The sequence below is a fragment of the Paenalcaligenes sp. Me131 genome (assembly GCF_050487225.1).
Classification (GTDB): Bacteria; Pseudomonadota; Gammaproteobacteria; order Burkholderiales; family Burkholderiaceae_B; genus Paenalcaligenes.
Genome location: NZ_JBKQGY010000001.1, coordinates 18,893 through 44,357, shown reverse-complemented (window position 1 = coordinate 44,357; position 25,465 = coordinate 18,893). Strand labels below are relative to the sequence as shown.

24 protein-coding genes are annotated in these 25,465 nt (G+C 49.6%); 12 read left to right on the top strand and 12 right to left on the bottom strand.

The window, feature by feature from the left end; translation table 11 throughout:
• Nucleotides 1–10 precede the first annotated feature (10 nt).
• Nucleotides 11–928 carry a branched-chain amino acid ABC transporter permease gene (locus ACLPHM_RS00205; RefSeq protein ID WP_135865530.1) on the bottom strand — a complete coding sequence of 306 codons (918 nt, stop codon included), beginning with the start codon at nt 926–928 and terminating at the stop codon, nt 11–13.
• The gene (locus ACLPHM_RS00200; protein ID WP_430219284.1) at nt 928–2,085 is read right to left on the bottom strand and encodes an ABC transporter substrate-binding protein; all 1,158 of its coding nucleotides are present in this window, start codon (nt 2,083–2,085) and stop codon (nt 928–930) included. Before ACLPHM_RS00200 ends, ACLPHM_RS00205 begins: the two co-directional genes overlap by 1 nt.
• A 156-nt stretch (nt 2,086–2,241) precedes the next feature.
• Here ACLPHM_RS00200 and ACLPHM_RS00195 point away from each other — a divergent pair, with 156 nt between their 5' ends.
• From ACLPHM_RS00195 to ACLPHM_RS00185, 3 genes are read left to right on the top strand one after another with little or no spacing between them, the layout of a single operon-like run.
• Entirely contained in the window at nt 2,242–2,688 is a 447-nt protein-coding gene (locus ACLPHM_RS00195; protein WP_430219283.1) for a hypothetical protein, read from the top strand.
• The gene (locus ACLPHM_RS00190; RefSeq protein WP_430219282.1) at nt 2,685–3,296 is read left to right on the top strand and encodes a TetR/AcrR family transcriptional regulator; all 612 of its coding nucleotides are present in this window, start codon (nt 2,685–2,687) and stop codon (nt 3,294–3,296) included. The genes ACLPHM_RS00195 and ACLPHM_RS00190 overlap by 4 nt, the downstream gene beginning before the upstream one ends.
• Nucleotides 3,297–3,306: 10 nt before the next feature.
• Nucleotides 3,307–4,476 carry an MFS transporter gene (locus tag ACLPHM_RS00185; protein ID WP_430219281.1) on the top strand — a complete coding sequence of 390 codons (1,170 nt, stop codon included), beginning with the start codon at nt 3,307–3,309 and terminating at the stop codon, nt 4,474–4,476.
• Here ACLPHM_RS00185 and soxR read toward each other — a convergent pair.
• Nucleotides 4,441–4,971 carry a redox-sensitive transcriptional activator SoxR gene (gene soxR, locus ACLPHM_RS00180; RefSeq protein WP_430219280.1) on the bottom strand — a complete coding sequence of 177 codons (531 nt, stop codon included), beginning with the start codon at nt 4,969–4,971 and terminating at the stop codon, nt 4,441–4,443. The two genes, ACLPHM_RS00185 and soxR, sit on opposite strands and share 36 nt — an antisense overlap.
• 96 nt (nt 4,972–5,067) lie before the next feature.
• On the opposite strand from soxR, the gene ACLPHM_RS00175 reads away from it, so the two are divergent.
• The 4 genes from ACLPHM_RS00175 (at nt 5,068) to ACLPHM_RS00160 (ending at nt 11,834) form a co-directional block, all read left to right on the top strand.
• On the top strand, nt 5,068–6,168 hold the full coding sequence (locus ACLPHM_RS00175; RefSeq protein ID WP_430219279.1) for an efflux RND transporter periplasmic adaptor subunit: 1,101 nt from the start codon (nt 5,068–5,070) through the stop codon (nt 6,166–6,168).
• Nucleotides 6,165–9,260 (top strand): MexW/MexI family multidrug efflux RND transporter permease subunit, encoded by a 3,096-nt coding sequence (locus tag ACLPHM_RS00170; RefSeq protein WP_430219278.1) that lies wholly within the window; start codon nt 6,165–6,167, stop codon nt 9,258–9,260. The genes ACLPHM_RS00175 and ACLPHM_RS00170 overlap by 4 nt, the downstream gene beginning before the upstream one ends.
• Nucleotides 9,257–10,654, top strand: a complete 1,398-nt coding sequence (locus ACLPHM_RS00165) for an efflux transporter outer membrane subunit (protein ID WP_430219277.1) — start codon at nt 9,257–9,259, stop codon at nt 10,652–10,654. The genes ACLPHM_RS00170 and ACLPHM_RS00165 overlap by 4 nt, the downstream gene beginning before the upstream one ends.
• Before the next feature lie 88 nt (nt 10,655–10,742).
• On the top strand, nt 10,743–11,834 hold the full coding sequence (locus ACLPHM_RS00160; protein ID WP_430219276.1) for an AI-2E family transporter: 1,092 nt from the start codon (nt 10,743–10,745) through the stop codon (nt 11,832–11,834).
• A 72-nt stretch (nt 11,835–11,906) separates the two neighbouring features.
• Here the strand turns inward: ACLPHM_RS00160 and ACLPHM_RS00155 are convergent, their stop codons facing one another.
• The 4 genes from ACLPHM_RS00155 to ACLPHM_RS00140 form a co-directional block, all read right to left on the bottom strand.
• Entirely contained in the window at nt 11,907–12,617 is a 711-nt protein-coding gene (locus tag ACLPHM_RS00155; protein WP_430219275.1) for a class I SAM-dependent methyltransferase, read from the bottom strand.
• Nucleotides 12,618–12,794: 177 nt separating this feature from the next.
• On the bottom strand, nt 12,795–13,109 hold the full coding sequence (locus ACLPHM_RS00150; RefSeq protein ID WP_430219274.1) for a DMT family transporter: 315 nt from the start codon (nt 13,107–13,109) through the stop codon (nt 12,795–12,797).
• A gap of 1 nt (nt 13,110) precedes the next feature.
• Complete coding sequence (locus ACLPHM_RS00145) at nt 13,111–13,422, bottom strand: DMT family transporter (protein ID WP_430219273.1); 312 nt, start codon at nt 13,420–13,422, stop codon at nt 13,111–13,113.
• 29 nt (nt 13,423–13,451) lie between these two features.
• Nucleotides 13,452–14,006 (bottom strand): TetR/AcrR family transcriptional regulator, encoded by a 555-nt coding sequence (locus ACLPHM_RS00140; protein ID WP_430219272.1) that lies wholly within the window; start codon nt 14,004–14,006, stop codon nt 13,452–13,454.
• A gap of 500 nt (nt 14,007–14,506) precedes the next feature.
• Between ACLPHM_RS00140 and ACLPHM_RS00135 the strand changes: the two genes are divergently transcribed.
• From ACLPHM_RS00135 to glsA, 4 genes are all read left to right on the top strand, one after another.
• Entirely contained in the window at nt 14,507–15,073 is a 567-nt protein-coding gene (locus ACLPHM_RS00135; protein WP_430219271.1) for an NADPH-dependent FMN reductase, read from the top strand.
• 427 nt (nt 15,074–15,500) lie between these two features.
• Nucleotides 15,501–16,904 carry a glutamate decarboxylase gene (locus tag ACLPHM_RS00130; protein ID WP_430219270.1) on the top strand — a complete coding sequence of 468 codons (1,404 nt, stop codon included), beginning with the start codon at nt 15,501–15,503 and terminating at the stop codon, nt 16,902–16,904.
• A gap of 89 nt (nt 16,905–16,993) precedes the next feature.
• Nucleotides 16,994–18,502: a putative glutamine/gamma-aminobutyrate antiporter GadC gene (gene gadC, locus ACLPHM_RS00125; protein ID WP_430219269.1), complete on the top strand. Its 1,509-nt coding sequence runs from the start codon at nt 16,994–16,996 to the stop codon at nt 18,500–18,502.
• A gap of 96 nt (nt 18,503–18,598) precedes the next feature.
• Entirely contained in the window at nt 18,599–19,531 is a 933-nt protein-coding gene (gene glsA / locus ACLPHM_RS00120) for a glutaminase A (RefSeq protein ID WP_430219268.1), read from the top strand.
• Between the two features lie 69 nt (nt 19,532–19,600).
• Here the strand turns inward: glsA and ACLPHM_RS00115 are convergent, their stop codons facing one another.
• The 5 genes from ACLPHM_RS00115 to ACLPHM_RS00095 form a co-directional block, all read right to left on the bottom strand.
• Nucleotides 19,601–20,059, bottom strand: a complete 459-nt coding sequence (locus ACLPHM_RS00115; protein ID WP_430219267.1) for a DUF1641 domain-containing protein — start codon at nt 20,057–20,059, stop codon at nt 19,601–19,603.
• 29 nt (nt 20,060–20,088) lie between these two features.
• A complete protein-coding gene (locus ACLPHM_RS00110; protein WP_430219266.1) occupies nt 20,089–21,279 on the bottom strand; it encodes an NAD(P)/FAD-dependent oxidoreductase in 1,191 nt (396 codons plus the stop codon).
• A gap of 102 nt (nt 21,280–21,381) precedes the next feature.
• On the bottom strand, nt 21,382–21,993 hold the full coding sequence (locus ACLPHM_RS00105) for a TetR/AcrR family transcriptional regulator (protein ID WP_430219265.1): 612 nt from the start codon (nt 21,991–21,993) through the stop codon (nt 21,382–21,384).
• A 118-nt stretch (nt 21,994–22,111) separates the two neighbouring features.
• Nucleotides 22,112–22,972, bottom strand: coding sequence for a class A beta-lactamase (gene bla / locus ACLPHM_RS00100; RefSeq protein ID WP_430220726.1), 861 nt, complete (start codon nt 22,970–22,972; stop codon nt 22,112–22,114).
• A gap of 110 nt (nt 22,973–23,082) precedes the next feature.
• Nucleotides 23,083–23,526 (bottom strand): PACE efflux transporter, encoded by a 444-nt coding sequence (locus ACLPHM_RS00095; protein ID WP_430219264.1) that lies wholly within the window; start codon nt 23,524–23,526, stop codon nt 23,083–23,085.
• Nucleotides 23,527–24,034: 508 nt separating this feature from the next.
• Here ACLPHM_RS00095 and ACLPHM_RS00090 point away from each other — a divergent pair.
• Entirely contained in the window at nt 24,035–25,435 is a 1,401-nt protein-coding gene (locus tag ACLPHM_RS00090) for an NAD(P)-binding domain-containing protein (RefSeq protein ID WP_430219263.1), read from the top strand.
• Nucleotides 25,436–25,465: the final 30 nt, after the last annotated feature.

Below are 25,465 nucleotides of genomic sequence, written 5' to 3'. Positions count from 1 at the left end.
ATGGAGACCCTTAACGCTTGACCGGAAACAGGCCATGCGGTTTAAACGCGAGCACAATAGCCATAAACAAATAAATCAACATGGACGCTAACGCTGGCCCAGCCGCATCAGCCACACTGCGTTCTAAGAAACCACGCAGGATTTGGGCCATATAAGCACGACCCATCGTATCCACAATGCCGATAATCAAGGCTGCATAAAATGCACCACGTATGGACCCTATGCCACCAATCACAATTACCACCAGGGCCAAAATCAGCACGTTATCACCCATGCCGGATTGCACGGACACAATAGGCCCCACCAACCACCCTGCCAATGCTGCCAACCCTGCTCCCACACTGAATAGCAGCGTATTCAACAGCTTGGCATTCACACCCAGCGCTGAAACAATGTCCACATGCGTAGAACTGGCGCGCACCAACATACCGACCTTGGTGCGGTGTATAAGCCAGTAAATCAGTACCGCTACCGCCAACCCCATCGCAATAATCAACAAGCGATAAATGGGGTAGAACATGCCAAAAATACTGACAGCACCATTGGCCCACTCTGGCACGCTAGCAAAAAAGGGCTGTGCGCCCCAGATCATGCGAGCGGTTTCATTGAAAAACAGGATTAGCCCCAACGTGGCCAGCACTTGATCCAAGTGCTCACGCGCATACAAACGTCGCAGCGCGACGAACTCTAGCGCCATCGCCAACAGCATGGTTCCACCCACACCAGCCAACCCAGCCAAGACGAATGAGTCCGTGTGTGCAAAGGTGGTGGCCGAAAAGTAGGCACCCATCATGTAGAAAGACCCGTGGCTGAGGTTCACGAAATTCATGATCCCCAACACTAGGGTCAAACCAGCAGCAAAAAGAAACAGCAACATGCCCAACTGTACGCCGTTGAGCAGTTGCGAAAAAAAGAGATTCCAAAACATCACTGCATCGGGCACGCCTGGTAATAACTATCCTTGGCATCCGTCAAGGTTTTGGTCACGGTTTTCAGCGTTGTGTCACCGTCTTGATTAACTACCTCAAAGACATAGAAATCTTGTATAGGGTAGTTGTTGGTGTTGAATCTGAACTTACCACGCACCGACTCAAAATCAGCTGCTTTGATCGCCGCTTGCAACGCCTCGGTATCTTCTACATTGCCTTCTACTTTTCGCAGTGCAGAATCCAGCAATCTCGCCGCATCGTAAGATTGCGCCGCATACTCAGAAGGAATACGGCCATACTTCTCAGTAAAGTCTTGTACGAACTGATGATTAACGGCGTTATCCAAGTCTGGGCCCCAGTCGGATGCACTCAGCACACCCACGGCAGAACCTTTCAATGCTGGCAAGGTGGTGCCATCCACAGTAGATACACTCATCAGTGGAATGCGGCCAAGTAAGCCCGATTGCTGATAGGCACGTACAAAGCTCACCCCTAAACCGCCGGGATAAAACACATACACGGCATCGGGTTGCTCAGCCATGATGCGAGAGATTTCCGTAGAGAAGTCCAGCTGATTCAAGGGCGTGTAGATTTCATCTTGCAGTTCAGTGGCGTACGCTACTTTAAAGCCGCGCACAAAATCTTTACCTGCTTGATAGTTAGGTGCCAGCGTGATCACACGCTCATAGCCTTGGTTTTTGGCATACACACCCATGGTTTCAGCAAACTGATCATTCTGTTTGCTCATGACAAACACATTGGGATCGCACTGCTCACCCGCCAAAGGTGCTGGACCTGCGCTAGCACTCATCACAATGACATCCGCATCGGCGAATTTCTTTGCTACCGCCATCATGGTGTTCGTAAACGAAAAACCGGTCACGATGGCTACTTTTTCTTTCTCAATCAGCTCATCAGCAATTTGGTTTGCAACCTCTGGCTTCAACTGTGTATCACGCTTGATTACCTCAACGGGTACACCACCCAGCTTGCCGTCATTTTGCTCTATTAGCATCATGAGGGCATCAAGTTTGTCTTGGCCCAATGCAGCCTGAGGCCCCGACAATTCACTCATAAAACCGATTTTGACAGCCTCTTCAGCTTGCACGCCTGAGCAGGCCATCATCAAACCGATCATCAGTGAAACTGTTCTCATTTTCATCATTATTCCTTTTTAGGCTTATCCCAGCATTATAAGCAGTCTTTAGAGACAGGAATGATACTCATTAAGTAATTTTTTGATTCATCACACTACTTGCGTTACCGACTGTTAGTCATTATCATTCTCAATACTATTTAACAGGAGTGTACTATGCTTAAAAACGATCTGTCCCACTGGCCTTTAGTGATCACCGTAGCCTCTGGCCCAGCTAGCACAGAAGAATATGAAGCCTTCTTTGCACAATGGGCAGAATGGCTGCAACAAGATCAGCGCTTTGCCACACTGCGTGTGTTTATGGACGAAGGCTCACTGACTCACCCCGAAGGCTCTGCCCAGCAGTCCAAGCTTTGGTTGCAGCAATGGGGAGCTAGTATCCGTGAAAAAATGATGGGGATGGCCACTGTCGTGCCTGAGGCGCAATACCCTAAACTGAGCAAAATGAATGCCGAGAAACTGTTTGGCGTACCCGCCCAAACCTTCGCTGATACGCCTGCCTCTATCGCATGGCTAGAACAACAAGTATTCCAGCAACATTTGCCAAAATCTGACACACTCATGCAGACACTAACTGCCTTGCAAACCGCTGTTCGTTCATGACACTCGCTTCTACGCCGCCATCACGCCCCAGACGCCGTGCCCCCAAAGAGCGCCGTCTGGAGCTAATGAATGCGGCACAATCTTTATTCTTGGAAAAAGGCATACAACACACCAGTGTGGATGATATTGTTGCCGCTGCCGATGTCGCCAAAGGGACCTTCTACGTTCACTTCGGCTCTAAAGATATTTTGCTCATGGCGCTACAACAGCGCTTTATTGATGACTTTTGCCTGCGCACCAAGCACGCACTACAACAGCCTTATAGCGATTGGACACAACGCTTACTGCACTGGTTTGACGCGGCCCTGAGCGGCTTAATCCACCAAGAGCTGCTGCACGATATGCTCTTTCATGACATACACCCCGCCAGCCGCTCCTTAATGCAGAACAACCCGGTCGTTGATCAGTTACGACAACTCATACTGGATGGTCAAACAGCAGGTGTATGGCACTGTAATCACCCGCAAGAAATGGCCATTATGATGTTTCAAAGCATGCATGGCTTAGCCGATACGCTGATTTCCAACCAAACTCCTCAGCAACACCCTGCTCTTGCCCACCTACTGGCCAGCTCTTTTTCTGCTGCGCTCACCCTTACCATTTCGTAATTCTCGTTTCATGAGCTCTACCCCCTCCTCTCCCGCATTCAATTTCAAACCACTGTTGATTTCTAACATGGTGTGCAGCATGACCATGATGGCTTTCATCGCTGTACTAGGCCCTATCGCCAGCGTAGTAGGCTTGGCCCCGTGGCAAGCAGGCACCATCGCTACCGCAGGGGGGGTGCTCTGGATGGCCACTGCCCGCCTTTGGGGTAAACGCAGCGACCACCATGGTAGACGCACCGTGCTACTACAAGGTGTAAATGGCTTTTTGCTGAGCAACCTAGCCATGTGCGCGCTGCTGATTTTGTCGCTGCAATTTATGCCATCTAGCGTGCTCATTTTCTTGGGCATGCTACTTGCTCGCAGTGTCACGGGGGCGTTTTATGCCACCATCCCCACCGTAGGCCAGGCGCTAGTTGCCGATAATGTACAACCCGCCCAACGCACCGCCACGTTAGCGGCATTGGGGGCTGCCAATGCCGCCGGTTTAGTGCTGGGCCCAGCGTTAGCCGCCAGCCTTACCCATCACAGTTTAGCTGCCCCGTTGTACTTGATTGCTGTTCTACCGTTAGTTGCCAGCTTTATGCTCTGGCGTTATCTGCCTAAGCAAGCCGCACAAGCCCACGCTAGTCGTGCCGCCATTGCCTTGCACGATCCGCGATTACGTGGGCCCATGACGGTAGCGTTTGTAGCCATGCTATGTGTAGCCATTGCCCAAATTACCATTGGTTTTTTTGCGATAGACCAATTACGACTAAACCCTACCGAAGCCGCGCAAGCCGCTGGCACGTCGCTCACCTTGGTAGGCATTGGCCTGATCTTGACCCAAATTGCCGTACGCCAACTGAACTGGCCACCCAAGAAACTCATCCGCACAGGCGCTGTGATTGGCATGCTAGGCTTTGCTTCTGCTGCCGTTTCACTTTCCACAGGGATGTTAGCCACCAGTTTCTTAGTGGTTTCCGTAGGGACTGGTTGCATTTTCCCAGCTTTTGCAGCATTGGCCTCTAATGCAGTAGAACCCCACGAACAAGGTGCCGCCGCTGGCTCTATTGGGGCAGCCCAAGGCTTTGGCATGGTAGTAGGCCCCGTAGCAGGTACATTGCTGTACAGCTGGAACCCCAGCGTACCCTACTTTTTTGCTGCCTTACTGCTGGGCGTGATCGCCATCTCCCGCATTTAAACACGCACGAGGCTTGTCTAGTACCGGGCGCTCCAGAATATGAGCGCCTGGCCCCAACTTACCCAGTTCATCATAAGGGTTACGCAAGGGGCAGCTTTCTAGCGACAAGCACCCACACCCTATACAGCTATCTAGCTCATCACGCAAACGGGTCAAGCGCGCAATGCGCTCATTCAGCCCTTCTCGCCATTGCCCAGACAACTGGTGCCATTCCTCGGCTTTCACTTTGCTACCATGCGGAAAACGCCCAAACGCTTGCGTGATCTCTTCTAACGACAAACCCGCCCGTTGAGCCACTTTAATAATCGCCACATAACGCAACGTGACGGCAGGAAAGCGCCGGTGATTATTCGCACCACGCTCGCTGTGTACGAGGCCTTTGCTCTCATAAAAGTGTATAGCCGAGACGGCAACACCACTACGATTTGCCACTTCACCAACCGTTAGAAAACGCTCACTAGTCTGTTGTATTTCCTGTTTTTTTGCGGTTTTCATCGCTTGACCTCAAGTTAACTTGAGGTCTTATAGTACCTCCAACTAAACCCTAGAGACAAGGCAGCATGCGCTTGTTACCTTTTATTGGAGTACAGAATGTCCAAGAAAGTAGTTTTCCCCTTTGCTGGCATCACCGTGCTAGCTATAGGTGTACTTGGCTATTATTATTTTCCCGGCGCGCCCTCTGAGGGTGGCCATCAGTATCCCCCTACTCCAGTTGCCGTGGCATCAGTCACCGTCAAACCTGCGTATGTAGATATTGTGAGCACCGGAGAACTTGAGGCCGCACAACAGGTCATCTTGACCGCAGAAACCGAAGGCCGCATCACTAAACTGCTACTGGAATCAGGCAGTAGCGTCAAAGCCGACCAACCCCTAGTTCAACTGAATGACGCCAGCGAACAAGCCGAGCGCCAACGCCTGCAAGCCCAACTCACTCAGGCCAGACAACACTACCAACGCACTCGCACCCTGAACCGCCAAGGCGTTGCCACAGCCGAGCAACTGGAACAAGCCCAAGCAGCCTTGGATATGAGTACTGGTGAATTACGCTTAGTGGAATCACACATCGCCAAGAAGCAGATCAAAGCGCCGTTTGCTGGTGTAGTAGGCGTACGCCAAGTGCATCCCGGGCAATACCTACACACCGGCGATAGCATTGTGTCGCTCGTCAATAACGACACCGTCTATGTGAACTTTCAGGTAGATGAAAAAAGTGCGGCCCAGTTGAACCTAGGCCAAAGCTTAACCGTACGCAGCGATGCCCATCCCGATCAAATTTTCGACGCTACCATCACCGCAATTGATCCCTTAACCAATCGCTCACGCAATGTATCTGTGCAGGCAGAGCTATCCACTGCCAACCCTCCTGCGCGCGCCGGTAGTTCTGCCACCATTCAAGTACGTATCCCACAAGAGGGGAATAGTTACTGGGTACCTGAAACGGCCATCAATTACGCCAGCTACGGCAACACGCTTTTCACCATACAAACGGCTGATTCGGGTGACACCTTAGCGAAACGCACCTCGGTAGAGGTAGGCCGACGCGAGCAAGGTTTAGCCGAAATTTTGCATGGCCTGCAACCCGAAGACCACGTCGTGGTATCGGGCCAAATCAAACTGCAAGATCAAGCCCCCGTTCAGGTTAAAGCGCAGAACACCCTTGCGCTCTCAGATAACCAAGGGCTAGCACCATGACTTTTACCGATCTCTTTATTCGCCGCCCTGTGCTGGCGGTGGTTGTCAGTGCGCTGATTTGCTTACTGGGTTTGCAAGCGTTGGGCAAACTGCCTATACGCCAATACCCGCTGTTAGAAAACGCCTCTATCACGGTCACTACCCAATACCCAGGCGCGCCCTCTGATGTGGTGCAAGGCTATATTACGCAGCCCATCACACAAGCCGTATCGTCTGTTGAAGGCATTGACTATGTGCAGTCCGCATCCGTACAAGGACAAAGCCGCGTCACCATACGCTTAAACCTCAACCATGACTCTAACAAAGCCCTAACCGAAGTCATGGCACGTGTGAGCCAGATCCGCTACAAACTCCCCGAACAAGCCTATGACCCCGTCATTGAGCGTTCTTCAGGTGACGCCACTGCCGTAGCCTATGTGGGCTTCTCTAGTACAGAGCTTCCTATCCCTGAACTTACAGATTATTTATCTAGGGTAGTAGAACCGCTCTTTTCCACCATTGACGGCGTGTCAAACGTGCAAGTCTATGGCGGGCAAACGTTGTCCATGCGTTTATGGTTGGATACGCAAAAGTTAGCCGCCCGTGACCTTACTGCCAACGATGTAGCCCAAGCCGTACGCAGCAACCATTACATTGCCGCCCCCGGACAGGTGAAGGGCCGCTATGTGCTCTCTAACATTCAGGTGAACACGGATATAGGTAGCGTGTCAGAGTTTCAGGACCTCGTGATCCGTCACGACGACGAAGGCCCTATACGCATACGTGATGTAGGTACGGTAGAGCTAGCTGCCAACGCAACTGATAGCAGCGGCCTCATGAACAGTAAGCCTGCTGTATATTTAGGCTTGTTTTCCACCCCTACCGGCAACCCATTGGTGATTGTAGATGGCATACGCCAACTCATCCCCACCATTCGCAACACCTTGCCACCCGGCGTCGACGTTGCTCTAGCATTTGAAACTGCCCGTTTCATCCAAGCCTCTATTGATGAGGTGATGAGCACCTTACTGGAAGCCATGCTGATTGTGATTGGCGTGATTTACCTGTGCTTGGGTTCGTTACGTACGGTGCTAGTACCTCTCGCTACCATCCCTCTCTCTATATTGGGGGCCGCATCCATCATGCTGGTATTCGGCTTCAGCATTAACTTGCTCACCTTGCTTGCCATTGTGCTGGCAGTAGGGCTGGTCGTGGATGACGCCATTGTGGTGGTAGAAAACGTGCACCGTCATATTCTAGAAGGCAAATCCCCTGTGGTGGCCGCCTTACTGGGTACACGCGAAGTGGCTGGGCCTGTGATTGCCATGACCTTAACCCTGGCTGCTGTATACGCCCCCATTGGGTTAATGGACGGATTAACAGGCGCACTTTTCCGTGAGTTTGCACTGACCTTAGCTGGTGCAGTGTTGGTGTCGGGCGTGGTGGCCTTAACGCTGTCGCCCGTCATGAGTTCGTACTTATTGAACAGCCAGCAACAAGAAGGCAAACTCGCACAACTCGCTGAGCACTTCTTTACGTCACTGGGTAGACGCTATCACAGCACCCTCGAAGTCTTGCTACGTCATCACAAAAAAGTACTGGCTTTTGCGGCACTTATTTTCATTAGCTTACCCTTTCTCTACACCATGCCCCAACGTGAACTGGCCCCACCCGAGGATCAAGCTCACTTGTTAAGCGCGGTGAAATCCCCGCAATACAGCAACCTCAACTATGCCGAACACTTCTCTCGCCAACTGACGGAGGTGTTCAACACCATCCCCGAAGGCAGAGGCTCATGGATCATCAACGGTACCGATGGCCCTGCCGCCAGCTTTGGTGGTTTAGAACTCAGCTCTTGGGGGGATCGTGAACGTATTGCCGCTGAAATTCAGCAAGAGCTGCAAGCTAAAGTCAGCGATGTAGAAGGTAGTAGTATTTTCATTTTCCAACTTCCTGCGTTGCCCGGATCTACCGGTGGTTTGCCCGTGCAAATGGTGCTGAAAAGCACCCTAGATTACCCACAGTTGTTTGAGGTCATGGATCAAATCAAGGCACAAGCATGGAAAAGCGGTTTGTTTGTCGTCGTAGACAGCGATCTGGACTACAACAACCCCGTTACCCGCTTGCGCATAGATCGCGCTAAAGCCAATAGCTTGGGGATTAGCATGCAGAGCATCGGTGAATCGCTTTCCTTGTTAATGGGCGAAGACTACATCAGTCGCTTCACCATGCAAGGTCGTGCCTACGACATCATCCCGCAAGGCAACCATGCCGAACGTTTAAGCCCCGACAGCCTAAAGCTGCACCGCATACGCACAGCAGCAGGCGATACCATTCCGCTGTCTACCATCGTGACGTTAGAGTCTGGCGTTACTGCCAATTCGTTAAGCCAGTTTGACCAGCAAAACGCCGCCATCTTCCAAGCGATTTTGGCACCCGGCGTGGCCATGGGGGATGCTGTGTCCTTCTTGGAAGACACTCTGGCAGCATTGCCCGCTGAGTTTAGCCACGACTGGCTTGCTGACTCCAGACAGTTCAAACAAGAAGGCAACACCCTAGTGTTTGCATTCATGGGCGCACTGATTGTTATCTACCTCGTATTAGCCGCCCAATATGGCAGCTTTGTAGACCCACTCATCATTTTGGTCACGGTGCCCTTATCGTTATGTGGTGCGCTATTACCACTAGCCTTAGGACTGGGATCGCTCAACATCTATACCCAGATTGGTCTGGTCACCTTAATAGGCCTGATCAGCAAACACGGGATTCTGATGGTGGAGTTTGCGAACGAGTTACAGCACAAATCCCAACTGGATAAACGCAGTGCTATTTTGCGCGCTGCTGAAATCCGCCTGCGCCCAGTGCTCATGACCACCGTGGCGATGGTATTTGGTCTACTGCCGTTGCTGTTTGCCAGCGGCGCAGGTGCCAATAGCCGCTTTGGCTTAGGTGCTGTACTGATTACAGGCATGGCGCTGGGTACGCTATTTACCTTGTTTATTCTGCCCTCTTTCTACTTGCTGATGGCCAAAGACCATACCCAAAAAAGTCGGACCACCCGACAACAGCAACTGGAGCAGTTTGATCTAGAAGAAGGACCAGCCCAATCATGATTTTGCGTACACCTTTTTTACTTTCGCTGATTGCAAGCAGCCTTGTGATTGCAGGCTGCGCTGTGGGCCCAGATTATGAGCGCCCCGTTACCCACCAGTTGGCCGAAACCGCACTGCCTTATCAGGACTTTTCTGATGTGCTTCCTCGTACCCATTGGTGGAGCTGGTTTAACGACCCTCAATTAGACCGCCTTATACAACAAGCGCTACAGTCTAATCACGACATACGTAAAGCCGAAGCCAGATTGCGCAAAGCCAGAGCCTTGTTAGATCAGCAAGACAGCGAGCGCTGGCCACAAATCACCGGCAGCGCTAGCCAAACACGGCAAAGCCAACAGGTCAGCATAGACCCCAACCGACGCGAGGTAGGTGAACCACGTCAGCTAGGCATGCAAGTGCAATGGGAAATAGACCTGTTTGGTAGGCTGCAACGCTTAAGTGAGGCGGCTGCAGCCAATGCAGAAGCCTCCAGTGCCGACGTGACACAAATGCAGCAACTTATTGCCGCTACCGTGGCAGATGCCTACTTCTCGTACCGTCATTTGCAAAAACAGGTAGCGCTCAAAGAACAGCAAATACAAAGCTGGACCGCTACCGTCACCCAACTGCAAGCCGAACAACGCGCTGGCTCTGGACTACCTGAGGACAGCGAAGATGCCCAAGCCCGTTTGCAACATCAATACCAAGAGCATGAAGCCTTAGCGCTGAATGTACAGCAGCAGCTACTCACGCTAAAAACCTTGCTAGGCATAGCACCTGATGAAGCGCTACCGCTACAACCTGAACAAGGCTCTACCCCTGAGGTCAAAACACTACCGCTTGCACAGGTTAACGAGTGGATTCAACAACGCCCTGATGTGCGTCGTGCCGAGGCACAACTGCAAGCCTCTACCGCCCACATTGGCGCTGCGACAGCCAACTTGTACCCACGCCTTAGCATCAGTAGTTTTTTGGGCTTTTTCTCGTTGGGAACGCAGGGGCTGAACTCCGCCACACAAGCGTATTCAGCCCAAGGAATGCTGCAGTGGCCAGCGGTGAACGTGTCTTCGGCGCGAGCACAATTACGTGCTGCCGAAGCTGATGGTGACTATGCCCTAGTGGACTACCAACAGCACATACTCACGGCTCAGCAAGAGGTACAAAGTGCCATCCTGAATATCACTGAGCACCAAAAGCAACTACAGCGCCTGCTACAAGCCAGCGTGCACATACAACGTGCCGCTGAGATTGCCAAAACCCGGCACGGTGCAGGTTCAGGCAGCTACCTTTACGTTCTGGAAACTCAACGTACACTGTACGACATAGAGCAACAGTTGCGACAAGAGGAGTTCACGGCTCAACGCTATGTTGTGCAACTCTATAAAACCCTGGGCTGGTGGGGAAAAGATGACTGATATCTAATTACAGATAATTCAAGCGCAGACACCAGGATTCAGGTTATCGTTAGCACACTTCACGGATTTCTCATTACGCACATTTTCCATGAAAATTGAAACGGCCCTTTATTTCCGCAGCTTCCTGGTGTTGCTTGCTTTCGTCAGCCTAACGTTTATTTGGCTGCTATTGCCGTTTTACGGCGCTGTATTTTGGGGCGTAGTCTTAGCGATTATTTTTGCCCCACTGCAACGCCGTATTTTGACGGTCATGAATGGTAGAAAAACACTGGCTGCCCTAGTCGCCCTACTCATCATCATTCTGATCGTCATTATCCCGGTCATACTCGTCGCAGGTGCACTAATACAAGAGATGGTCTCGCTCTACAAGATGATGGAGGGAGGACAACTCAACCTTGGTAACTACCTAGACCAAATCTTGCGCGTGATGCCACAAAGTGTGCATGACATTGCTAATCGCCTATTAGGCGGTGATCTAGACAGCATGCGCGAACGTTTTTCCGAGTTCGCCATCAGCTCTGGGCAGTTCCTAACCCGCCAAGCACTGAGCATAGGTTCTAACACCTTCCAGTTCTTGGTTAGCCTGGGGATTATGTTGTACATGTTGTTCTTCTTGCTGCGTGACGGCACGATGCTGGGTCGCCACTGCCGCAACCTGATCCCGCTGAGCGAAGAACAAAAAAGCCACCTGTTGCGCAAACTGACTATCGTGGTGCGCGCGACCATTAAAGGTAACCTTGCAGTGGCTGCCACCCAAGGTGCACTGGGGGGATTGATCTTCTTTATTCTCGGTATTCAAGCATCCTTATTCTGGGGCGTATTGATGGCTGTGCTGTCTCTACTGCCAGCAGTGGGAGCATCCCTCATCTGGGGGCCTGTAGCCATTTACTTCTTTGCCACAGGGCAGATATTTGAAGGCACTGTACTAACAGCCTTTGGCTTATTCGTCATCGGCTTGGTAGACAACGTTCTGCGCCCACTCTTAGTGGGTAAAGACACAAAAATCCCCGATTACATCATTTTGATTTCTACGCTGGGAGGCTTGTCGCTCTTTGGCCTGAATGGCTTTGTGATTGGCCCGCTGATTGCAGCCCTCTTTATTGCATGCTGGGATCTATTCCCCGCTGCCATCGAGCAACGCAACCGCAGCCTAGAAGAAGAACGCAATCAGTCTCACTGATGAGATTCTAGGCTAGAACAAAAAAACGGCAGGCTCGCGCGCCTGCCGTTTTTTATCGTGCTACTGTTTTACTTATTGGTGCACAACCTGACGCCCATAACGTAAAAAGCGCCCTGAAAACCCCTTAGTATTATGCTCACTTGGGTCTTCTTTTAGTTCTGTATTTTCCAACAACTCAAACCCGTGCTCTTGCAGCTCTTTGCCAAAGCGTCCGGCATAACCTCGGTTTGGGTCTACCAGCCAGAACTCAGCGGTAGGCTCACTGTGCTGGTCAATAAAAGCAGCCAAATCGTTAGGCATATCTGGCTCGTACAGCACATCGCTCGCCATAATCAAATCAAAGCGGCTTTCTAGCACCTCTAGCCCTAAGATTTTGGCTTGCTGGTTATAGTTCTTGCCCCAACGGCCATACTTATAGCGCATCGGCAACAACTTATTCAAATGCACATTACGACGTAAAAACTCGCTGCTTAACGGGTGCGTATCACTGGCGGTGATTTGTAAACCGCGTTGATGCGCCACCAAACTGGCAAGCCCTAGGCCACAACCAATTTCTAGTATCCGTAGTTTTTTATCTAAAGGACGTGTGGCTACTTTGTTAGCCAGATGAACACTGGAAGGCCAAAGCTGACCAAATAACGGCCATGTGGCCGACGAAACACCCAAACGTGCCGCCATCCCTTTGTAGTCGTGAAACTGCTGAGTGTCGGCCAAAGTGCGCAGTCGCATATTGCCTGCTTCACGCACTTCCACAGTTTGTATACGTGTTTCATACGCATGCATACCATTCTCCCTAAAACCCATAACACGCTATAGCATGGACTATTACGAAGAATAAAGCAAATTTCGCCGATTTTAGCTAAACTTAGAAGAAAATAGAAGAAAAATAAAAACTTTTAGAAACAATTTACCTTACAACTTCAAGCAAAATACCCTGCGGCCCAACATCGGGTAAGGTCATCAGCCCACCATTTTCAATGTCACGATAGACGCAATGATCAACAGCAAGTAGAAGAACTTACGCACACCACCCTTATCGCCCCACAGCACAATACCAGAGACTACCGTGCCTATTACCCCTATTCCTGTGTAAGCGGTATAGGCAATAGACACATCAATACTGCGCATAGAAAGGTACAAAAAGTACAGCGAACTAGATAAGCCTAAGCCGTACACCACTGCACCACGCCTATAACGCTTACTCGCTATATCGCGAATACCCGCCACCACGAAAATCTCTAACAAGCCAGCCAGAACCAGAAATAACCAATTCATCCTATGCCTCGTTCTGCTTCAACTTGATCACCGAGAACAAAATCACAGCGATGGCCAACATGGCGGCCCATTTCAGTTCTTTACCAAAATACAGCACGTCTAATAGATAAGTACCTACCGTGCCAAAGGTGACAAACACCACATAGGCAAATGCCGCCCCCATACGCTGTGCCGCCAACACCATAAACACAAAACTGCCCACAATGCACAGAACGGTTGCAGCCCAATCCTCTGGACTTGCTGCATACTTCAGCCCTGCTGCCCACAAGACCTCCAGCGCACTGGATATCACTAAAAAAACCCAACTCAACATGAAAACTACTGCCCTGACTTAAGAGGTGGTTACATTGCCTGCTTGCCCATCAAGCCGGCTATATCGTTAAAGGTGTCTTGCCACGCTTGATCACTTAACTCGGCCAAACCGAAATAACGCAATACAAACGCCCCTTCTGTCGCAAAGTACGCAATACGCGCCTTTTTGCCTTCAGGTGTAGAGGTGTCTAATTCTGCTAATCGCTCGTGATGCCATCGCTTGATCCACTCACGTAGTTCTTTAGCCTCTAGGAGCACACTAAGATGGCTGGCTGCTCGCGCAATGAGCGCCTGCTCATCTGCTGTGATGTGTATATGCTGACTGATTTTATCGATGCTGGATAACTGCTCTATTGAGACACCTGCTGCCTTTTCCAAGCAGGCATCATAACGTCGCCCCCAGCGCTCCAACATGGCATTCACCAAACCTTGTTTGGTACCGAAACACGATTGCACACCGCCTTTACTAATGCCCATCGCTTTCGCCACAGCATCAATAGTCAATGCCGCCGCACCGTGTTCGTCCACAATGGCCTCAGCAAGATCCAACACTTTATCCCTGTCTATGCTGCGCGGTTTGCTCATGTTTTGCACCATTCAATACATACGTATGTATTGTATTTGAAGCCTCAACACAACCGTTATGACTTGCACCACCAAAGCCCAAAACACCTGTTTTCTGTCTGCTTCTACAGACACTTAAGCTTGGCGTCACTGCTGGCCTATTGCTCACGATTTTCAGTCCTATTTGCTTTTACTGAATTAACCGCTATTTAGTAACCATATATTTCATTGCCACATACCACTGAATTGACTAAGGCATGAACATGACATTAATACCTTGATTTATATCACTCATATTACTTTCTATTATTTATAGCAAGGCATGTCACAACCATAATTTACTAACATTCAGTTACGTAATGGCTCAAAACACCCCATCGCACACCCGCATAGAGCGAGCTTTCGTACAGAAAAATCGTGTCCTTTCTGCCTTAAAACAAAACCAGCATAGCCATAACTGATTATGATGAGAGGGGTCGTTAGGCCTGCATCAATCAGCCACATTAACGTAGAGAATGCACATGAAGCCCTCCCCTAAAATTCTCGTCATTATGGGCAGCGTACGCTTGCAGCGTATTAGCCCTTTACTAGCAGACTGGGTAGCATCCGTAGGACGACTCTGCATACCCGAAGCCGTGTTCGAATTAGTGGATTTACGTAATTGGCCGTTGCCCATGATGGATGAACCAGCCATTCCTGCTCATGGCGCAGGTTATCAAACACCACAAGCTCAAGCCTGGAGCAGTAAAATATCCCAAGCCGATGCGTTTATTTTTGTGACGCCTCAATATAACTGGGGCTATCCTGCTGCATTAAAAAATGCGCTGGATCATTTATATAGTGAATGGCACCATAAGCCCGCTTTTATTGTGAGTTACGGCGCTCATGGGGGTGAGAAATGTGCAGCGCAATTACGGCAAGTATTAACGGGGCTTAAACTGCATGTCACCCAACAACATGCCGAACTCACCCTCTCTACTGAACAAATCTTACGTAATGACGGCCATATAGGCTTACCTGAAGCCGTACAAAACCAAGAAACAGCGTTACAAACAGGCCTGATGGAGCTACGTAAGCTCTTGTCGTAACTGCCCAGACACATCATCACTGCCATCTGTGTCACGGTTATGGCATACACAGCAAGCAGCCTACCTTTTTGAGTAGACTGCCTGCTTTTTTACATCCAAAAATCAGGTGCTTAGTGTGTTTTCCTTGAGACTAAAAATACTATCTCTACTCAATTTTGCACCTCAAAAATACGTTTTACCGCATAAAAATCAGCTCACTCTCTTAGCAAATAAATGCCCACCATAGAAACATATAGAAATACTAGAATTAACTAGTTACAGAATAGAATTATTAAAGCCATCTAGAATCCACACATCATCCAGTCATTGCTGCAGCAAAAAAATTTCCAATAAAACCAAATAAGCCACTTACCGATTAACTCGTATTAATGATGTTGTTTCAAGCCGAAATTCGGCTCAACCCTTTTCATTCAATGAGGTTATAGAGATGGCTCTGCACTCCAAAGATGATATCCGTGATCGTATGTACGACGATGTATACGCATCCAACGATCTATCGGTAGTCATGCCCAAGTACAAAATGCCTGAGGGTGAGCATGACCCACGTCACGCCTACCAAGTGGTACATGACGAATTAATGATGGATGGTAATTCGCGCCAAAACCTAGCGACCTTTTGCCAGACATGGGTAGACGATGAAGCCCGCCGTCTTATGGATGAGTCCATAGACAAAAACATGATCGACAAAGATGAGTACCCACAAACGGCTGAAATCGAGTCACGTTGCGTGCACATGATTGCTGATTTGTGGAACTCTCCCGATGCGGCTAACACCATGGGGTGCTCTACAACTGGGTCATCCGAAGCGGCAATGCTGGGGGGCTTGGCACTGAAATGGAGCTGGCGCAAAAAGATGCAAGCAGCCGGTAAGCCTACCGACAAACCCAACTTAATTTGCGGTCCTGTGCAAATTTGCTGGCACAAGTTCGCACGCTACTTCGATGTAGAACTGCGCGAGATCCCTCTGGAAGGCGATAGACTAATCATGTCGCCAGAAGAAGTACTAAAACGCGTAGACGAAAACACTATCGGTGTTGTACCTACCATGGGCGTTACCTTCACATGCGATTACGAGCCCGTTAAAGCCGTGAGCGATGCGTTGGATAAACTGCAAAAAGACACAGGGTTAGATATTCCTATCCACGTCGATGGTGCTAGCGGTGGTTTCTTGGCACCATTTTGCGCCCCCGAAATCGAGTGGGACTTCCGCCTTCCTCGCGTGAAATCCATTAACTCATCGGGTCACAAATTCGGTTTGGCACCACTGGGGGTGGGTTGGGTAGTGTGGCGTGATGCCGCCAGCCTGCCAGAAGAGCTAATCTTTAACGTGAACTATCTAGGTGGCAACATGCCTACGTTCGCGCTGAACTTCTCGCGCCCTGGTGGCCAGATTGTGGCTCAGTACTACAACTTCCTGCGCTTGGGCAAAGAGGGTTACAAACGCATTCAAACCGCGTGCTACGACACCGCCAAATACCTGTCCCAAGAAATTGAGAAATTCGGCCCCTTCAAAATCATTTTTGATGGCGACATGAAAAAAGGCATTCCTGCCTTGTCATGGACCATTAAAGAAGAGTTCAAAGGTAAAGTGAATTTCACTTTGTATGACTTTGCAGACCGCCTGCGTAGTCGTGGCTGGCAAGTTCCCGCCTACTCCATGCCTGCCAATCGCGAAGACCTCGTGGTGCAGCGTATTTTGGTACGTCACGGCGTGAGCCGCGACTTGGCCGATTTGCTATTGGCTGATTTCCAACGCACGTTGGACTACTTTGCCAAACGCCCTGTATCGCAGCCGTTGGATGAACAAGAAGCCGGTGGCTTCCACCACTAAAACATAAGGTATAGGAAAGAGGTCAGCAATGGCCTCTTTCTGCATCCCTGCCGGTTTCTGTTTTCAATCATCTTTATGAGAGGGTAACCATGAGCTCTGCGACACAAAATCAGCCTACGGCGAAGATGTCGATTGCTACCATTGCCATCATGAACATCACGGCGGTGGTTAGCCTGCGCTTTCTACCATCAGAAGCAGAGTATGGATTAGGTTCCATATTTTTCTTTGCCTTTGCTGCACTCGTTTTTCTGATTCCTATGGCACTGGTAGCGGCTGAACTCGCCACCACGTACCCCGAAAAAGGCGGTGTATTCCGCTGGGTCAGTGAAGCTTTCGGCCCTAGACTGGGCTTTTTAGCCATGGCGATGGTGTGGATTGAAGTAATCCCCTACTTCCCCACAGTGCTGACATTTGGTGCTGTTTCCATTGCTTTTATTGATCCTACCGTCAGCATGGCGGAAAGTATCTCGGCCAATAAATGGTATATCACCAGCTTTGTGCTGATTGTGTACTGGATCTCTGTCGCCATTGCGCTGCGCGGCGTAGGCATTTTTGCCAGCGTATCCAAATGGTGCGGTATTGTAGGCACCATCATTCCAGCCGGTATTGTGACCTTGCTAGGGTTTGCCTACTTGATGTTCAGTGGCAATAAACCATTGATTGAACTGTCGTGGGGTGCGCTGATGCCCGACTTCAGCAATTTCAGCACCGTCGTACTCGCCGCCAGCATTTTCTTGGCTTACGCCGGTATGGAAATGAACGCGGTACACGTGAAGGACATGGACAATCCTACTAAAAAATACCCCATTGCTATCACCATTGCATCATTGGGTACAGTAGCGATTTTCTTGCTGAGTACCTTGGGTATCGCCTTTATTGTGCCCGCCCAAGACATTAACCTGACTCAAAGTCTGCTGTTGGCCTATGACCTGCTCTTCAAATGGCTGGGAGCACCATGGCTAGGCTCTATTGTCGCTGTCATGCTGGCATTTGGTGTACTGGGTGGAGTGGTGACATGGATTGCCGGTCCTAACACTGGGGTACTGGCCGTTGCCAAAGCAGGCTACCTACCACGTTGGTTCCAAAAAACCAATAAGCACGGCATGGGTGTAAACCTGATGCTGGTGCAAGCGGTGATCGTATCCATTCTTTCCATTACCTTCGTAGTAATGCCTTCTGTGCAAGCTGCGTTCCAGATCCTGTCGCAGTTGACGGTGATTTTGTACTTGGTGATGTACTTGCTGATGTTTGCGGCAGGTATTCGTCTGCGCCGTACACAACCAGATCGCCCTCGCCCCTACCGCGCCCCCGCCATGTATTTATGGGCATCGTTGGGTTTTGTAGGCTCCTTACTCGCTTTCGCACTGAGCTTCGTACCACCTAGCCAAATTGCCGTAGGTAGCCCAACCTCCTACTTCCTGTATTTGGTAGTGTTGGTCGTGATCTTTGTGGCTATCCCGCTGATCATTTACGCACAACGTAAACCTAGCTGGCGTGACCCCAACTCTGACTTCGAGCCCTTCACCTGGGAAGTCAAAGCGGCGGCCACCACAGCAACTACAGCCCCTAGTACAACCGCTGCACCTAGCAACTCTTAAGAGGCTGTAGTACCCAGCACATCCAGAGGAAAAGCTGTTCGTATCATGACAGTTTTTCCTCTGTTACTTTCATGATCCACTTTCAGGAGTAGGCTCGTGCTAGACCTCAAGACCCTACAATCAGCCGTTGACGACGCTCATCAAAAATTTGGTCAAGCACCCGGCGGTGCTAACGCTGATTACATTCCTTTTCTCGCCAATATCCCCAGCGACCTCTCTGCCGTCGCGATTGTGACCGCACAAGGAGACATTCTTTCCGCTGGCGATATTCACTACCGATTTGCCATAGAATCCATTTCCAAAGTGTGTACCTTGGCTTTGGCTCTGGAAGATTGGGGCGCTGAAACGGTGCAGCAAAAAATCGGGGCTGATGCTACAGGTATGCCGTTTAACTCTGTCATGGCCTTAGAGCTACACAGCGGTAAACCCTTATCCCCACTGGTGAATGCCGGTGCCATTGCCAGTGCCAGCCTGATCAAAGCCAAAAACACCGAAGACCGCTGGAGCCGCATCCTTGCCATGCAGCGCAAACTGGGCTCGCCACAGATTAAGCTATCTGCTCAGTTAAACGAATCCGAACAAACCACCAACTTCCATAATCGTGCCATCGCCTGGTTACTGTATTCGGCTGGCTATTTGTACTGCGACCCTATGGAAGCGTGTGATGTGTATACCCGCCAATGTTCCACCCTGTTAACCACCGTAGAGCTAGCCACTATGGGCGCTACGCTCGCAACAGGCGGGGTCAATCCCGTGAGTCAAGAGCAAGTCTTAAGTGCCGACAATACTCCCCGCATTCTGGCAGATATGACCATGGAGGGGCTGTATGACACCTCTGGCGACTGGGCCTACACCGTAGGTTTACCAGGAAAAAGCGGTGTGGGGGGCGGGATTTTAGCCGTAGTCCCCGGTGTGATGGGTATCGCCGCATTCTCGCCACCCTTAGACGAGGTAGGCAATAGCGTGCGCGGTCAAAAAATGGTTGCGTCTATTGCTAATGCCTTGGGCTACAACCTGTATAAAAGTTAGGCGTAGTCCTCACTTCGCCATGAAAAAGGCCCTGTGTGAATACAGGGCCTTTTTCTTATCTGCGCCTATTTACTCTGCCGTGCCATCTAATGGTGGGGTAGACATACCTTTGCCTAACACACCAGCCACCGAGAATAAAAATGCCAAGCCACGGCGTACTTCAGGCTCACGAGCCAAGCGCCACAAGCCCATGATAGAAGGAGGATCTTTCATATCAGCCACGTGTGCTTGCGCCATGCGCGCCGCATTACCTGCTGTCCATACCGCCCCCGTCACATCATCAAAGGCTTTGGCCATTTTCTCTATCATGTAGGCGTCGGTCATATCCACCGCATCGGCTGTCACGGAAGCTAAATCCACCAAACGGTTGAACCGCCCGCCAGCTAACAACGGCCCTACTTTTTCCAGCAGATCTTCAAGTCCTTTCATGGCAGCTTCATTTTGCATCAACGCATCAAAGGGTTTGGCGGTACTTTGCTCTGCCGTGATATTCAGCATGTTGTGCCCTGTGTTTTCACTATTTGTCATGTCGTTATCTCCTTGTCTGTATGGATGACTTACACCAACCCGCGAGCCACAGCCCAATACACACCACGGTTAAAGCCTTTACGCATTAATCCACCCAACTTATTGGGAGGCGTAGGCTTCACGTCCTCGTTGTAGTCATACCAAAGCGGCATGCCATCTTCTAACCCCATTTGTGCAATCGCCACGACCTTGCCGTCGTATGCATCACAAATACGTCCATGACGAATCTCGGATGCTATGTTATTGACCACCACTGGCGATTGGCTATGGCACGAACCACCCGCTTTACTGACTGGCAAATCTACCGTATCGCCCAACACATACACGTTTTCCAAGCCCAGCACTTTCATGCTTTCGTGATCCGTTGGCAACCACCCTTCGTTATCAGCCGCCTGCGAAATACCCGCATTGCGTACCGCTTCTACTGCATGAATAGGAGGAGTGGCCATCAAGATATCGAAGTTTTCTTCTTGACCTTCTACCGAGTACGCAATGTTTCTGGATGGGTCTACCTTGTCCAAGGTAAAGCCACGCTGGTGCTTAATGCCCCGCTGTTCAAAAATCGTAGGCAAGACTTCGCACGTGTCTTTTTGCAAGAACAGGCAATTGCGCAATAGCTGCGCTACCGTTGGATAGGTATACACAATCTCAATCTGGTCACGTACTCCACGTTTACGCAACAAGTCGTCTAGCATGAGTGTGGTTTCTATAGGTGCAATCCCGCACTGGTGCGGCACGTTATGCGTTTTGGGGAAAGTCACCGTAATAAAAATACGGCCTTTCTCTATAGAAGCCAGCTTATCGGCCAACTGTCTGGCCGGCGCATGCTGATAAAAGTGATCGCCCGCTTCTTTCAAGCCTTCAATCTTCTCAGGCGCTGGCAAGCAACCTGTGGAAACAATCAGATGGTCATAGCCGATTTTCTTACCGCTGCGGCAAAGCACATGGTTGGAGGCGAAATCAAACTGCGTTACTTCCTCTACGTGAAAATCAATTTCAGGACGCAGCAAACTACGTTGCGGCTTACGCAGCTCATCACGGAAGAAACTATTGAAGGCTACATACATGAACGCCGGCTTGTAATAATGCCAAGGCGAATTAGAGATCATAGTGATCTTGACTTTTTTAGCGCGTATTTCGGGGTACAGCTTATTCACCAAGTGATTCGCTGTCATCGTACCGCCAATCCCGCCGCCCACAATCAAAATATGATGCGTCATTGATGTCTCCTGTTGTCATTAAAATTCAGAACGAACATTCGTTCTAACTACTGCGGTAAAAAAACGGGACGTGATTACACCCCGTTTCTTAGCGCTTACTACTTAATTTTCGCTTTGTACTGCGGCCCACGTACGTGACCACAATTCATCAAAATAATGCTCTAGTGGTAGCTCTACCAAACCATCCAACCGCAAGCATACTAAACGTATGGCGGCACCATACACCAGCGCCCCCGCTACTGAGGAATCCATGGCGGGGATCTCCCCTTCCTCAATACCCTTGAGTACAAACCTGCGCATACGTACAAAAGCCGAGGCAGAACAAATAGATTTCTCGGTAGGTAAAAACTCTTTGTGTCGTGCATGGATAATAAAACCCATTGCATCTGGCTCCGTATCGGTAAGCTCAAACAGCATTTGCACGACAGCCTTGCAACGCTCTTGCGCGCGTTCATGGCTGGCCTCTATGTCGTCCAGCAATGCATTCATGCCTGACAACAAGTGGTCAAATAAAGCACGCGCTATACCGGCCTTATCGGTGAAGTGATGGTACACAAAGCCTACCGACACATCCGCCGCTGCCACGATTTCATGAACCGAAGTACTGAAATAGCCTTTTTCATTAAACAAGCGTAATGCTGCCCTGAGGATAGCCTCGTGACGAGGGCCCATTTCAGGAAACAGACTACAGGATTTTTCAGTTAGTTCAATCATGAAGTAATTATAGAATGAATATTCGTTTTATAAAATTGAGAATCGCAAGACAACCACCATATCGACATTTTACGGCCTACTCGCCAGCCTAGCGGCGTTACATAGGTAACGCCCCCCCTCATTTAGGGGGCAGCGATGACAGTTCTTCGGCTATAGCCTGGCCTATTGAAGCTATCGCGGCGTTGCGAGCCTCAATGGGCGCATCCGTTTCGGTGATATACACAGCTGTCACTATAGGCGCACGCTGCTCCGGCCACATTACTGCAGCCACGCCACGTGTGCCGTACTCAGCACTACCGCTTCTGTCTGCCACCAACCAATCGTTAGGCACACCAGCACGCAATAAAGGCCCAGCTACTTCATTCGCCTTCAACCAATCCACTAACTGCGCCTGCATCGTTGGGTTTAGTGCGGAATCTACCAGCAAAGCGCGCATGGTGGCTGCCATAGCCGCAGGTGTTGTGGTATCGCGCTCATCCCCCGGCTTAGCCTCATTCACCTCTGGCTCCAACCTATCCAGTCTCGTGGTTTCATCACCAATACGGCGTAAAAAGGACGTTACAGCACTAGGGCCGCCCACTACATTCAACACCAGATTAACCGCCGTATTATCACTGCTACGTAGCGTGATCTCGCACAATTGAAAGGCCGACAATGTCTGTCCTACCAATTCTTTAGTCACTGGCGCATAAGTTTGTATGTCGTCGGGCTGCAGCAAAACAGGGCTATGCAGCAGCGGCTCACCTTGTTGTAGCAAAGCGGCGCACACTAACGTCTTAGCCGTACTGGCCATGGGAAAACGCTCGTCAGCTCTATAGAGCCACGACTGCCCACTAGCGGTATCAATAACCGCCACACCCACGCGTGCCTGCAGTTGCTCTTCTATTGTGGCCGCCTTCTGCACAATAGGCCCCTGGTTGCTGGCTTGCGCTTGCCCCTGTGTGACGAGGCTAGCAACGGCCAACACCAAAGAAGCCATATAACCGAAAAAGGTAGTGCCGTAAGTGCGGGGCGATGTACGTGTAGAAAATCTGTGCAACATAGAACGGGCTCCTGATGAGGGGCTCCCCACGCACTGCCCTACTGCTATCACTCGGCTGGTGCTTGAGGTACCTGATGAGGAAGTACAAAAATCTTGTCAAAGCCTAGGGTAAAGAAAAATGTATAGACCAAGAAAAAGACTAACAAAGTAACTTCCATCATGAAAGCCGTCCACACCCCAACGCCATACCACAACATATAAATAGGCAGACAAATCAGGATCAACCCGCCCTCAAAACCTATGGCATGTGCACAGCGTAACCGCAAGGTTCTATCCATCACGTGGTTACGGCGTTCCCACGCCTCAAAAAGACTGTTGTATGTGTAATTCCACGCCACGGCAGCAACTGACACCATCACGGCTACAGGCAATGAGTCGTCTGCCCCACTTTCACTGAGCACCATCAAAATAAGGGTAGAAAACAGTATCGCAAAAACTTCAAAAATGCCTACATACACCAAGCGGCGTTTAAAAGGACTCAGGGTAATCAACGTAAACTCCAGCGTGCCTTGGCATACAGACCAAAGCTAAACACCGGTCCGCCCCGGGTAATAAATAAGCAAGCAACAGTGCCACACAGCAAAACGAGCCACGGTTTCCGCTCGCGTAGGTTTTTTACCTTATAGAAGAAGGCTTGTCAAAATCGTCTGACTTACCGCCACATCGCCTCTTATCTGCCAGCTAGCTTGCTTCTGACATGGTCTATTAAATAGGCAACAGCTCCTGCCCCTCCTTACGTGTATTGCAACAAAACAGCTAGTCTCCATGCAGACAAAATCTGGTTCTTGCATAAGGAAGGAGAACACCAAAAACAACCAATAATTAATTTACAGAAAACTCTTAAAATCAAGCAAAAACAGAGTGTGGTATAATAACGCCAGAATTTACACAATAAAGGTTGTTTTTAAAAATTTAACTATCTCAATTTAATCCAATAAATAGTTAAAAATAACCTTTTCTTGAAATAATTATTATTAAAAACAGAGCGTAACTCTCAGCATGGGTAGCGCCAAAAAGAAATGGAGTTTTATTTTGTCAAAAACAAGAATCGCAATTCTAGGCGCGGGTCCTAGTGGCCTAGCTCAATTACGTGCTTTTGAAGCATTACGTAAAAAATCTAATAGCAGTGACTTTCCAGAAATTGTTTGTTATGAGAAACAAAACGATATTGGCGGCATGTGGAACTACACATGGCGTACAGGCTTAGATAGAAACGGAGAACCTGTACACGGCAGCATGTACCGCTACTTGTGGTCTAACGGCCCTAAAGAGTGCCTTGAGTTTGCTGACTATAGTTTTGACCAGCACTTTGGTCAGGCCATCCCGTCCTACCCACCACGCGAAGTCCTTAAAGACTACATCATGGGTCGTTTAGACAAACGCGCCCTGTTTACGTACATGCGCTTTGAATGCCCGGTACGTTGGGTAACCTTTGACCAGGATACACAACGCTTTAGTGTCACGGTGATGAACCATAAAACGGGTGAGCAAGAAACGGAAGAGTTTGACTATGTTGTCGTAGCAACAGGGCATTTTTCCACCCCTAATATGCCTTACTACAAAGGCTTAGAGCAGTTTCCTGGGCGTGTCTTACACGCACATGACTTCCGTGATGCGTTGGAATTTGAAGGACAAAATATACTGCTGGTAGGCGGTAGCTACTCTGCAGAAGATATAGGCTCACAGTGTTATAAGTACGGCGCTAAATCGGTCACGATTAGCCATCGTGGTGGTTCATTTGGCTATAACTGGCCAGAAGCCGTTAACGAGAAGCCAGGTTTAGAACATATTGAAGGGAACGTGGTGCACTTTAGCGATGGTAGTAGCCAAGCTTTTGATGCCATTGTGATGTGTACCGGATACATCTTCCACTTCCCGTTCTTACCAGATGAACTGCGTTTGGAAACACATAACTGTTTATATCCTGATAATTTATATAAAGGGGTATTTTTCCAAAGCAATCCGAAACTTATTTATCTTGGTATGCAAGATCAATGGTTCACGTTCAATATGTTTGATGCTCAAGCGTGGTACGTTCGTGACGTTATCATGGGGAAAATACAGCTCCCTAATGAAAGTGAACGACGTAAAGATATAGATAGCTGGCTACAAAATCATGAAAAATTAAATACTGATGCCCAGTCTATTGATTTCCAAGCTAACTATATTGATGACCTCACTAGCGCTACTGACTACCCAAGTTTCCCAGTTCATCAACAAGCAGAACTATTTAAAAAATGGCTAGAAGATAAGAAACTAGACATTATGGGTTTCAGAAATAAATCCTATGCTTCTACAATTACAGGAACTGTTGCCGCTCAACTACCTAGACCGTGGTTAGAGATTAAAGATGACTCCCTTGAAGGGTTTATGTCATTAAAGTTCAAAAAAGCCAGCTAAGCCTTTCAACGTAGCCCGAGTTGTCATTAA

What these genes read in the sequence shown, in the direction of transcription:
- ACLPHM_RS00205 (WP_135865530.1), bottom strand. Translation starts at nt 928, where the DNA reads ATGTTTTGGAATCTCTTTTTTTCGCAACTGCTCAACGGCGTACAGTTG.
- ACLPHM_RS00200 (WP_430219284.1), bottom strand. Translation starts at nt 2,085, where the DNA reads ATGAGAACAGTTTCACTGATGATCGGTTTGATGATGGCCTGCTCAGGC.
- ACLPHM_RS00195 (WP_430219283.1), top strand. Translation starts at nt 2,242, where the DNA reads ATGCTTAAAAACGATCTGTCCCACTGGCCTTTAGTGATCACCGTAGCC.
- ACLPHM_RS00190 (WP_430219282.1), top strand. Translation starts at nt 2,685, where the DNA reads ATGACACTCGCTTCTACGCCGCCATCACGCCCCAGACGCCGTGCCCCC.
- ACLPHM_RS00185 (WP_430219281.1), top strand. Translation starts at nt 3,307, where the DNA reads ATGAGCTCTACCCCCTCCTCTCCCGCATTCAATTTCAAACCACTGTTG.
- soxR (WP_430219280.1), bottom strand. Translation starts at nt 4,971, where the DNA reads ATGAAAACCGCAAAAAAACAGGAAATACAACAGACTAGTGAGCGTTTT.
- ACLPHM_RS00175 (WP_430219279.1), top strand. Translation starts at nt 5,068, where the DNA reads ATGTCCAAGAAAGTAGTTTTCCCCTTTGCTGGCATCACCGTGCTAGCT.
- ACLPHM_RS00170 (WP_430219278.1), top strand. Translation starts at nt 6,165, where the DNA reads ATGACTTTTACCGATCTCTTTATTCGCCGCCCTGTGCTGGCGGTGGTT.
- ACLPHM_RS00165 (WP_430219277.1), top strand. Translation starts at nt 9,257, where the DNA reads ATGATTTTGCGTACACCTTTTTTACTTTCGCTGATTGCAAGCAGCCTT.
- ACLPHM_RS00160 (WP_430219276.1), top strand. Translation starts at nt 10,743, where the DNA reads ATGAAAATTGAAACGGCCCTTTATTTCCGCAGCTTCCTGGTGTTGCTT.
- ACLPHM_RS00155 (WP_430219275.1), bottom strand. Translation starts at nt 12,617, where the DNA reads ATGCATGCGTATGAAACACGTATACAAACTGTGGAAGTGCGTGAAGCA.
- ACLPHM_RS00150 (WP_430219274.1), bottom strand. Translation starts at nt 13,109, where the DNA reads ATGAATTGGTTATTTCTGGTTCTGGCTGGCTTGTTAGAGATTTTCGTG.
- ACLPHM_RS00145 (WP_430219273.1), bottom strand. Translation starts at nt 13,422, where the DNA reads ATGTTGAGTTGGGTTTTTTTAGTGATATCCAGTGCGCTGGAGGTCTTG.
- ACLPHM_RS00140 (WP_430219272.1), bottom strand. Translation starts at nt 14,006, where the DNA reads ATGAGCAAACCGCGCAGCATAGACAGGGATAAAGTGTTGGATCTTGCT.
- ACLPHM_RS00135 (WP_430219271.1), top strand. Translation starts at nt 14,507, where the DNA reads ATGAAGCCCTCCCCTAAAATTCTCGTCATTATGGGCAGCGTACGCTTG.
- ACLPHM_RS00130 (WP_430219270.1), top strand. Translation starts at nt 15,501, where the DNA reads ATGGCTCTGCACTCCAAAGATGATATCCGTGATCGTATGTACGACGAT.
- gadC (WP_430219269.1), top strand. Translation starts at nt 16,994, where the DNA reads ATGAGCTCTGCGACACAAAATCAGCCTACGGCGAAGATGTCGATTGCT.
- ACLPHM_RS00115 (WP_430219267.1), bottom strand. Translation starts at nt 20,059, where the DNA reads ATGACAAATAGTGAAAACACAGGGCACAACATGCTGAATATCACGGCA.
- ACLPHM_RS00110 (WP_430219266.1), bottom strand. Translation starts at nt 21,279, where the DNA reads ATGACGCATCATATTTTGATTGTGGGCGGCGGGATTGGCGGTACGATG.
- ACLPHM_RS00105 (WP_430219265.1), bottom strand. Translation starts at nt 21,993, where the DNA reads ATGATTGAACTAACTGAAAAATCCTGTAGTCTGTTTCCTGAAATGGGC.
- bla (WP_430220726.1), bottom strand. Translation starts at nt 22,972, where the DNA reads ATGGCTTCTTTGGTGTTGGCCGTTGCTAGCCTCGTCACACAGGGGCAA.
- ACLPHM_RS00090 (WP_430219263.1), top strand. Translation starts at nt 24,035, where the DNA reads ATGGGTAGCGCCAAAAAGAAATGGAGTTTTATTTTGTCAAAAACAAGA.